This is a genomic window from Bacteroidales bacterium, assembly GCA_018334875.1.
Lineage (GTDB): Bacteria > Bacteroidota > Bacteroidia > Bacteroidales > UBA12077 > JAGXLC01.
In genome coordinates, this window is the sequence record JAGXLC010000124.1 from 1 (window position 1) to 10628 (window position 10628).

The 10628-nt window shown below is 46.3% G+C and carries 10 protein-coding genes; 8 read left to right on the forward strand and 2 right to left on the reverse strand.

Annotated features, from left to right (window positions below):
- Positions 1-80 precede the first annotated feature (80 nt).
- Both KGY70_11005 and KGY70_11010 read left to right on the forward strand, forming a co-directional pair.
- Entirely contained in the window at positions 81-680 is a 600-nt protein-coding gene (locus tag KGY70_11005; GenBank protein MBS3775708.1) for a sigma-70 family RNA polymerase sigma factor, read from the forward strand.
- A 1-nt stretch (position 681) separates the two neighbouring features.
- Positions 682-3543, forward strand: a complete 2862-nt coding sequence (locus KGY70_11010) for a tetratricopeptide repeat protein (GenBank protein MBS3775709.1) — start codon at positions 682-684, stop codon at positions 3541-3543.
- 63 nt (positions 3544-3606) lie between these two features.
- On the opposite strand, the gene KGY70_11015 is transcribed toward KGY70_11010, so the two are convergent.
- Complete coding sequence (locus KGY70_11015; protein ID MBS3775710.1) at positions 3607-4206, reverse strand: hypothetical protein; 600 nt, start codon at positions 4204-4206, stop codon at positions 3607-3609.
- A 478-nt stretch (positions 4207-4684) separates the two neighbouring features.
- Here KGY70_11015 and KGY70_11020 point away from each other — a divergent pair, with 478 nt between their 5' ends.
- Positions 4685-5152 (forward strand): DUF302 domain-containing protein, encoded by a 468-nt coding sequence (locus tag KGY70_11020; protein MBS3775711.1) that lies wholly within the window; start codon positions 4685-4687, stop codon positions 5150-5152.
- Positions 5153-5370: 218 nt separating this feature from the next.
- Here the strand turns inward: KGY70_11020 and KGY70_11025 are convergent, their stop codons facing one another.
- Complete coding sequence (locus KGY70_11025) at positions 5371-7425, reverse strand: right-handed parallel beta-helix repeat-containing protein (protein ID MBS3775712.1); 2055 nt, start codon at positions 7423-7425, stop codon at positions 5371-5373.
- Positions 7426-7636: 211 nt separating this feature from the next.
- On the opposite strand from KGY70_11025, the gene KGY70_11030 reads away from it, so the two are divergent.
- The 5 genes from KGY70_11030 to KGY70_11050 form a co-directional block, all read left to right on the forward strand.
- Entirely contained in the window at positions 7637-8068 is a 432-nt protein-coding gene (locus tag KGY70_11030; GenBank protein ID MBS3775713.1) for a hypothetical protein, read from the forward strand.
- 312 nt (positions 8069-8380) lie between these two features.
- Positions 8381-8614 (forward strand): hypothetical protein, encoded by a 234-nt coding sequence (locus KGY70_11035; protein ID MBS3775714.1) that lies wholly within the window; start codon positions 8381-8383, stop codon positions 8612-8614.
- 147 nt (positions 8615-8761) lie between these two features.
- Positions 8762-9745: a Gfo/Idh/MocA family oxidoreductase gene (locus KGY70_11040; protein MBS3775715.1), complete on the forward strand. Its 984-nt coding sequence runs from the start codon at positions 8762-8764 to the stop codon at positions 9743-9745.
- Positions 9746-9888: 143 nt separating this feature from the next.
- Positions 9889-10290 (forward strand): nickel-responsive transcriptional regulator NikR, encoded by a 402-nt coding sequence (gene nikR / locus KGY70_11045; GenBank protein ID MBS3775716.1) that lies wholly within the window; start codon positions 9889-9891, stop codon positions 10288-10290.
- Between the two features lie 34 nt (positions 10291-10324).
- Positions 10325-10628 (forward strand): hypothetical protein (locus KGY70_11050; GenBank protein ID MBS3775717.1); only part of this gene is annotated, 304 nt, incomplete at its 3' end.

The window sequence follows — 10628 nt, forward strand, 5'->3', positions numbered from 1 at the left end:
ATTGCAGGCTGAATATCGCTTTCAACAAACAAAACACTGTCTGGCCTGTTAAACAACCATGACATCATAAACATGCAATTATGAGGGATGACCACCAATTGCCTGTAACTGAATTACTGGACCAGTATAATCAGGGACAACTGCAGGCCTATGACCAGTTATTTTCATTGGTATACGACCAATTGAAGAAGGTAGCCCACAACATCAAATTCGGCCGGTCTGAATTCGAAACGCTCAACACCACCGCCCTGGTCCATGAAGCTTATATCAAATTGTTCAACCACCGGAACCTGAAATGGGAAAGCCGCAGGCATTTTTACAGCCTGGCGGCTAAGGCCATTCGCCACATCCTGGTGGACTATGCCCGTAAAAAACTGGCCCTCAAACGCCGTCACGATCAGGTGGAACTGAAAGAAGAACCCGCAATCCATCTGAGTTATAAGACGGCCGAAGAGATTGAGTCACTGGAAAAGGCATTGAAAAAACTGGAGCAATACAACAAAACGGTGCTTAAGATAGTGGAATGCAGATTCTTCGCCGGGATGAGTATTCAGGAGACTGCCAATACCCTGAATATCTCCCCTTCCACCGTCAAACGCAACTGGTCCATGGGCCGGCTTTGGCTGCACCGGGAAATAAAAAAGCTTCAATCACCATCACTGAATAAAATCATGAGGTAAGATGGAGTTTATTCGCCATGATATTTGGGAGTCCATACAACATCTTCTTCCTGAGGATTTGGATTCCGACATAGAGGTGAAAAAGGCCCTGGAACGCGTGAAAAAGCGCTTTCCCGATTATTATTTACAGATACGGGAACTCTTTGCCAGCCACGACTCCGCCTCCAGGTATTTCGGGAATCTCAATCAGAGCATCATGCAAAGTGCGCAGCCCGAAGACCAAATCCTGGAAAAAGGCGACCAGATAGGAACATACCGGATCATTCGCCTGATATCCTGCGGGGGCATGACCCATGTATATAAGGGTGAACGATCGGATGGGGATTTCAACCAGGTTGTGGCCATCAAGGTGATGAAGCAGAACATCTCCGGTGAACTGCTCAAGGAATATTTCCAGCGGGAAAAACAGATCCTGGCCGACCTGAACCACCCCAATATAGCCAATATATACGACGGAGGCATAACTAAAGAGGATAGACCCTACCTGGTGATGGAATACATCGCAGGATTACCGGTCACCGAATACTGCGATAAAAACCGCCTTACCATCGAACAACGCATTAGACTGTTCCACCGCATCTGTCAGGCCGTTAACCATGCCCACCAAAACCTGATCATTCACAAAGACCTCAAGCCAGCCAACATCTTTGTTGATGAGCATGGCCACATCAAACTCATGGATTTTGGAGTAGCCCATATCCTGGATGAGTCGCAGTATAGCACTGTTGAAGGGATCAGAGCCTTCACGCCTGCCTGGGCCTCCCCGGAACAAATAAAAAACCAAAAGATCACCACCGCCTCCGACATCTATCAGCTTGGGCTGCTATTCTTCCGATTAATCATCGGAGTGCATCGCGATGAGCTGGATGAAGGCTTCTTCTCAGGAAAAACTCACCTCTCTCAATCGGTGGGGATCCGGAAAAATAAGGATCGAATCCTCTATACCCGCAAATTGAGCCGGCTCGGGGATTATGATAAAAAAATCCGGGGTGATTTGCAGGCCATAATGATCAAAACCCTTCAATCCAAACCTGACGAACGCTATGCTTCGGTTCAGGATTTACGTCATGACCTGCAGCATTTCTTTGACAAACAACCCCTCAGTGTGCGGAAACCCACTTTCTTCTATATCTTTTCAAAATATTGCCGGAGAAATCGTCTGAAAATCAAGATTGGTGCTGCTGCATTGATCATCTTCTTCATAATCAATATACAACACAACCATCAATTAAACCACGAGCGCAATATCGCTCAAAAAAATGCCGTAAAAGCCAGGTTTGAAGCAAAGAGAGCCGAAAGCGTCATCTCCTATATGAAAAGCCTCATCGGAATGGGGAACCCCTATATCAATGACAAGCAGGATCTCAGCCTCGATAAAATGCTCTCCACCGGTTACAGCAACTTAATCCACACCAACAATATAGAATCACACACCAAAGCAGAAATACTGCTCACCATGGGCGAGGTGTTCCGGGAAAGGGGAGATTACAGAAAAAGCCACCAGGCCATCAAACGGGCACTGGCCATTAAGCTTTCCCTATACCCCAACCAGCATGAGGAGATGAGCAGCGTTTATTCCCAGCTCTCCAGGACCCACCTCCTTGCGGGCCGGCTCGACAGCGCCAGGTATTACATTGATCAGGCTTTACGAATCGATACCCTGACAGGACCTCTGAACAACCGTTCCTTTGCGGAAAACCTTGAACAGCTGGCCAATGTACTTTATCATGAATCACGCTACCAACGGGCAATGAACATTTATCACCACGTGTTCAGGAATCTGAACACCTTTGCTACCGATAACCGCAAGCACCAGGCACGGCTGTTCTCCTCCATCGGCGATACCCACCATCAGATGGGGCAATACGACAGTGCCAGGATATACCTGCACCGGGCGAAAAACCTACACAGCCAGTTTACCGATTCGTCAGCAGCCTATATCGTAGATGACCTCTCCATGCTGGCCAACACCTATTTGAGAACCGAATCGCTCGATTCAGCCGAGTTTTTCATCCAGCAGGCGCTCAGTAAAGGTATGAAGATCTATGGAGAAAACTCAGGGGAACTTGAATATATACTGGCCCTGGCTTCACGAATCGCTAAAAAGCAGCAAAAATACAGGCAAGCCCTCTCCTATGCAAAGAAAGCTTTGACAATCAACACCAATCAGTTCGGGCCCAACCACATCTATACGGCTCAACGCATGAATACAGTGGGATTGGTTTACCGGGACTTCGGAAAAATGAAACAGGCCGAGCATTATTTTCGAAAAGCACTCGAAATAAAGGAACAATATTATCCCAATGAAAAAAAATCCATCTCCATCGGACAATACAACCTGGCTGTTTCCCTGCTCAGACAAGATCAACACAAGGCAGCCATGAAGCTTTTGAAAAAAGTCAGGACCTTCGAAAAGCAAATTTATCCGGAGGATCATCCTTACCGGGCCTATACCCTAATCCAGCTGGCAAGAGGTCATCTCGAGCTGAGCCAGATGGGACGGGCATCGCGGAATATGTATCGGGCATATGAAATCGTTCAAAGCGGGTTGAACAGCATCCATTCCCTCAGGGGTACATGCGCGGAAGTGATGGCCGAATACTTTATCAAGGAGCAGAAGTGGGCGTTGGCCAGCCAATATGCCGCTGAAGGGATGACCATATATTCCGAACTTTACGGCAACCAGCACTGGAAATACGCTTACACTTCTGCTCTCAAAACCCTCGCAGAGGGGGGTGCCCGGGGTACAGACGCAACAGACTCCCCGGCTTATGCCTCTGCTTTTGATATGATCAGGGAAGATCCTCATGCAGATCCCTACTTCCTGGGCCAACTCCGGAATCTTTCCACCTACTTCCCCTGACCACGCACCGAAAATGATCAGGACATGGACCCTGCCGCACTTGATCTTCTCCGGGAAAACAAATTAAAACATGAGGGTCACTCCGATCGTGCCATATCCGAAGGTGCCACGACCACCCTCGAAATAAGCGGCCAGGTTGTTGGAGAACTTGTAACGAAATCCTGCCACAGACCCCAGATTGGTAGCAAACTTATCATCATAGTAGCCTTCATAATAATCATCGCTGCTGCTGAACGACCTGCGCTCAAAGATCAGCATCAAAGAAATGTAGAAATCCCATTTCTCCTGATCGATCTCGGCATCGGTCAGCTCATTCAGCAAAGGAATATAATGATAAGAAGCCCGGGCACCAAAATTTAGAAAAGTCCACCGGTACCTGTAGTCGCTCACACCCTCATAACGGTAGCTGCTGTAGCCGATAAATCCCCCTGCACTGATCTCATCTGCTACAAATGTCTCATAGGCAGCAGATAAGGGAAGGGTGAATCCTACGCGGTTACCAACGTATCCATAACCATAATAACCAAAGGAAAATCCACCCTGTAACAGCTGACTGTAAGGCCGTTCATAGGTTTGAACTGTGTCGGACTCCTGCGCCTGGAGGTTGAATGCCAAGAGAATCCAGGCTAACAATGCAAATGTTAACACGAAATGTTTCATCATAGTTTGCTTATTTATATTATACATGAAATTTACTGAACATCAACTGAAAAGTCAATAGCTGATGCTTCATAAATGTATCTACCCAATGTTTTAATGAACCTAATAAATGGGTTGTGCCATAAATGGTACCTGAATGGTTCCTATCAAAAGGATATAAGATTCTTTGAACAATTGTGGATGATAAAAGGCTTATATTTCCGTTAATGACCCAACGGTCTTACAATGGTAAACACGAAAAAAATCAACGAACGGATCACATTCCTGTCATTTTTTTCAAAATTTTTTTCAAGTTGTTAGCTTTCTCCCTAGAAAGGGACCATTTTTAGCTAAAATAGTCTCAGGCCGGGGAAACACTTCCAAAGAAGTCAAATTATGGAAAGCAAAGGATGATCCTTCAATATTACAATAAATTGACATATTTAAATATATTGAACTTTTTTGGCAAAATGATTGTACCCTAATCTATAAAATGTTACCTATGAAAAAAACATCCATACTAACAGGTATCCTGATGGTGATGATCACCATCGCCAGCGTGGCACAGGAAAACGTCGAGAAGGAAAAGTTTTATTTTTCCAAAACCCTAACAGCCACAATGGATGAAGCCACACAGCAGGTGAAAGCTTCGCTTAAAGAAGAGGGTTTCGGCATCGTCACAGAGATTGATATGCATAAAACCCTGGAAGAAAAGCTGGGTAAAACCATGAATACCTATCGCATTCTGGGAGCGTGCAATGCCAGGTTTGCCTGGCAAACCCTTCAAAAAGAAGAGAATATTGGGGTTTTTCTCCCCTGTAAGGTGCTGGTCAAAGATGTGGGTGGTGGGAAGACAGAAGTTGTTGCCGTTAATCCCTCACAACTGATGGAAATGCTGAATAACCCCGAACTGGAAGGGATTGCCGATGAAGTTACTTCAAGATTCAAAAATGCGCTTGAAAAGCTATAAGCCATCGGCAAAGAACGAGGCTTAATTCATTCGAAAACAGCTTTTAACGCTCCTCTGCAAGGAGAACTAAAAGCTGTTTTTTGTTAAGATTCCTCATACTACCACGCTTAGCGGGGTTATTTGCACGCGGCAGCAGGGGAATGCTCTTTTAAGGCTGGTAATCTCTCCGGGGCTCAACGGTCCATGACCGCCGGGCGCCCGGAAAGATATCAGAAACCCTAAGGCATCACCACATCATTGAACTCGGCATTATTGCTGAAGGTATTGTTGGCTGCAGCGGAAGTGACATCGTTGATGGTTCCGCCTTCCCAATAAATGGCATATCCTCCGCTATTGGATATGACAGAATTGTTTACCGAGACATAGGGTGCGTCATCATTATCGCCGCCCAGTGCGGTAAAATAATTGGGACCGGCAAAATTCATCTCGGACCCGCCGGCATAATCCAGGGTCACGTAACTCAGGCTATTGCGGGCGTCGGATGAGGCAATCCATAATCCTTCCCAGCGTATCTGGCCTGCTTCATTGGAGGAGGTCAAAGTAATCCCATCGGTGGCGGTACCATCGGCCACGAAATAACCTGAATTCTGTATCTTAAGCTTGCGGTCTTCATCAAAGGCCATATGAACACCCGGGTTCAGGGTCAGCCCGTTCTCGGCGTATACATCACCCGTAATCCGATAACGGGCATCACCACTGAGATTTAACCACGTCGCCTCTTCCGTAAGGGTACTGCCATAAACGTGTATGCCGTCCCATTCATTATTGCTAAAGGTGGTAGCGGCGTCGATCATGCCGGCCTGATTGGCCATCAAAGCGACAGGAACAACATTCTCCTCAAAGTTGTTGGAGCTGAAACTGACGAAGCTACCTGTTTTTACATAAATCCCATAATCCTTGCTGTTGCTGATGGTGGCCTGGGCCAGGCCAATCTGGCCATCCTCTATGCCTATGGCTCCGGCATAGTCATATCCGCTGAAATTCCACTCACTATTACCGGCAAAGGAGATCTCCACATTGGATAGTTGATTTCTTGAATCGTTGCTGTTCACATAAATGCCTTTCCAGTAAATGCCGGAGGAAGCTTTCTTGCTGGTGAATACAATGCGGTCCTGTTCAGCAGCATCGGCTTCCAGCACACCATTGCTATAGACCCTGAGAGCTATATCTTCTTCAAAATCAAAAGAGGCGCCGGGTTCGATGATCAGGTGTGATTGTAAATTCACATGACCGCTGACTGTATACCGGGCTTCTCCTGCCAGATCGGGCCAGGTGGTTTGCGTGGAAGCTTCCAGGGCAGAAGAATAAATCTGTACGGCCGAAGAGGGATCAGAAAAGGAAGTACCCCCATCCAACTGACCGGCTTGTTCCGCATTGATACGGATGGCATACCGGGTGTTGTCAATAAAGGAATTTTGCGTGAACCCGTCCAATTCACCACTATGTAAAAACAGGCCGTAACCGCCGCTCTGTTCCACTGTTGTATTGAGCAGGCTGAGCTTTCCTCCTTCAATACCGATGGCTGTGGTAAAATCCGGACCGGAAAATCCGATTTCTGAATTGCCGGCATGAAGGATGTGGGTATGCTCCAGCTTGTTCAGCGAATTGGAGGAAGTCACTTTGATGCCTTTCCAAAGCAAACCCGCCGCTGCATTGGTATTATCAAAGATAACAGGAGAAGCGGCAGTCCCCTCAGAGATCAAGGCACCTGCATCATTGACATAAAAACCCTTATCCTCATCAACATGAACGAGCACGTTTGGCTCAATCTGAAGCTGGGCTTTCAGATCTACATGCCCGGTAATATGATAATCAGGAATATCCGGATCCGAAATGTGGTCTTTCCATATCATATCTTCAGCAATCTCCCCACTTACTTCGATGGGAGTAGCTGAAGCAGCTGATACACTTACCGTTACCTGATCAGAATCCTCCTGGTTCCCATTGGTGATGACCAGCTCAATGTTATAGTCCCCTTGAACATCGGGAGTAAAAGAAGGTGTCGCCGTGTTGGCATCCTCCAGCTGGACATCGCTTTCCGATGGTATACCGGAGAATTCCCAGAAATAGGTGAAACTACCTTCAGATGAGGAGGAGTTGCCTCCATCAAGCTGAACAAGCGCTCCAACCTCCGCAGAGAAATCCAAACCCGCATCGGCTTCCAGGGTGATTTCATCTTCTTCATTCGTCTCATCGACCAACTCTTCACAGGCTGATAAGGTTAGCAGGAATATTCCTGCTATTACAGCCAGAAACTGAATCTTTCTTAACATAACTGTTGTTTTTTAGTTTAACAATTGAATACTGAACCCCACCTTTATCAAAGGGCTCCATTGATTAATCACGTAAAAAGCTGCAAGGTGGGTCATAATTTTTTTATTTTTTTACGGCTTTGATTTTTCAGCTTTTTTGGGTAAATTGGTATAGAATAGCATTCTATAACCCGATCTCGCAAAGAATTTTGGAATTTAAAAAACAATTGTTATGGAAAAGAACTACAGAAGAACACCTGATATTTACATCATCGTATTGATCGTAGGTTTGATCGTGGTAATCGACAGCTTTCGGATAGAAAATTTCGCATGGTTATATGACGGGATCAAATTTCTGATTGCCCTGCTGGTAGCTCTTTACGGATTATGGGGTTTGTTGGTTCCTTATGCTGCCCTTACCGGAAATAAACTTCGGATCAATGCCACCATATTCAAAACCAAGGAATTTGACCTGGAGAAAGATACTACAATCGACTTTGATCAAAGGCTGGATACTATAGAGATAAAGGATACCCACAAAAGCCACCTGGTCAGTACCCGAAACATCAGTAAAAATGCGCGGGGACAGTTCAAGACCGATTTGAAGGAGCACACCCAGGGGAAAAAAACGGAAGATCAGCAGAAAGAAAATCAGGAGGAATAAACAGCTAAAAGACTTCCCGCGGCCAACAGAAGGCCTTTCCCATTCACTTCTCCGGCCGTGGTTCTAATGTAAACCAAAACTGTCCGGGAGCAGGATACGAAATACCCTATCTCCCGGAGTGCTCCTTCTTGAGGGATCCGGAGTAAGCGGATCTTAAAACAAGTTGCTACTCATAGCGAAGGGCATGGGCCGGGTTAAGTGGTCATACCGGCAGGCTGCCTGCTGCCAGGGTAAGCCCATCCATGTACCATCCGGTTACAAGAATACCTGCAAAAGGATGAAAAAATCTCCCTTACAGGTAATTACTAGTGTTTGGCCTTTCCCGCCATTGAGCTGGGCATTGTTGCATATATTGCCCTTTACCTGCTGTATTTTCTGCTTCTCTATTTTGCCGGTGACCTTCCGCTGGTGTTTCTGATCAAGGGCCACCTGGAAAAAAATGATAAGGATCATAATCATAATATATTCAGAAAAACCGGACTCCGCAACCGCGTGCAGCTGGTACAGATATTCGGTGTTGCCTCTGGGGAAAAAAGTGTACTCTGACGACGACACAACCAACCCTTCAAAGAGGCACCAGGCTGAATGGAAAGGATGACAATTTCCCGGCGATTTTTTAAATTAGGAGCTCCCGGAAAAAAGATTGTTGGATAAGCAAAAATAAGAGGAACTCAAAAATTTAAACAACTGATTATGAGAATAAAATGGGGTATCATAGGAACCGGTTTTATTGCCGGTAAGTTTGCCGAGGATTATCGGTTTGTAAATGAAGGTGAGATCATGGCAGTGGCTTCCCGTTCCGGGGACCGGGCTGATGCGTTTGCCGGGAGATATGAAATTCCAAGGTCTTACGATGGTTACGATCAGCTTCTAAAAGACCCTGACATCGATGTGGTATACATAGCCACCCCCCACTCCGAGCATTATCACAACACCCTGAGTGCCCTGCAGCATGGTAAAGCTGTGTTGTGTGAAAAACCCGCGGCCGTCAATGCGTTGCAACTAAAAGAGATGATCGATGCAGCCCATCAAGAAAATCTGCTTTTTATGGAGGCCATGTGGACCCGCTTTTTACCTGCCATACAAAAAGCCCGGGAATGGGTCGAGAAGGGGCAAATCGGCAATGTACAACTGATCCAGGCGGATTTTGGTGATCCCTCGCCTACCCGGCCCCAGCAAAGGCTTTACAACCCTCAACTGGCTGGTGGAGCATTGCTGGATATCGGCATCTATCCGCTGGTATTTGCCAATACCATGGCCGGGGCAATATGCAGCGAAATTCACCCTAAAGCCACATTAGGAGAAACAGGCGTTGACGAAACCACCGGTATGATCCTGCGCTACGAAAATGGTGCATTGGCCCAACTTACTTGCTCCATCAAGCATCCTACCAGCCATAAGGGACTGATATACGGCAGCAAGGGATACATCGAGATACCCGATTTTTGGAGAGCCCGCAAAGCCATTCTCAAAGATGGGCGAAAAATCCTTGAATGGACCGATGAACGGGAATCTGCAGGATTCAATTATGAGATCGAAGAAATGAACCACCTGCTTCGTGAGCATAAGAAACAAAGCGAGGTCATGCCACCCGGTCTCAGCCTGAAAAACATGGAAATGCTCGACGATATACGCAAACGCATCGGGCTGGTATATCCCTTTGAGCAGGATATCTGACAAGGAATAGAAGATGATCCGGGTTCAATTCCAAAATCGGCGATTTCCCTGAAATTTACAGGGATAAGTTGTTATTCAAATACAGGTAATGTTATCAGGCCTAATTTTTCGTATCTTTATGATCTGTTAATAAAAGCATATCCATGGCCATTAAACGTTTTGGAGTATCGCTGGATGAGCAGGTACTTGAAGAACTGGATGATCTGGTTGCCAAGCACCATTTCCCCAACCGATCCCAAGCCATACGTTACCTGATCAAAGCACATCTGATAGCCGACAATTGGCAGGAAAACAAGCAAGTGGCAGGTACCGTGACTTTATTATACGACCACCACAAAAGAGATTTGTCGGGTCAATCTACCGACATTCAGCACGATCATCATAACCTGGTACTATCCATGCAACACATCCATCTGGATCACAATAACTGTCTTGAAACCATTGTATTGAAGGGACGGGCATCCCAGCTTATAGACCTCTCCGACAAACTGATCGGATTGAAGGGCGTCAAACACGGCAAACTGGTAATGACCAGTCTGGATTAATTTTTTTTACACCCATGGTAACACGATTTTAGTAATGGTAACATTTCAATCCATGTCATCTGTCCGAAAGAGCTATCCTTTTCAAGCCGGCCATCTGAGAAAGGCCATACGATCCCTGATGATTTCATCTGCTTTGCTGGTGATTATTCTGTTGATGCCAGGATGCAAAGGCCATCCAAGCCATCAAGCCGATCCGGGAAACACCATCCCGGTAGAAGATATGCTGGGAAGGAAGACAAAGGTACCGGCAAAGATAGAAAGCATTGTGGGTATTGGTCCCGGTGCTCTGCGCCTGCTGGTTTATATGCAGGTAACCGATCGGGTGGCCGGGGTAGAAG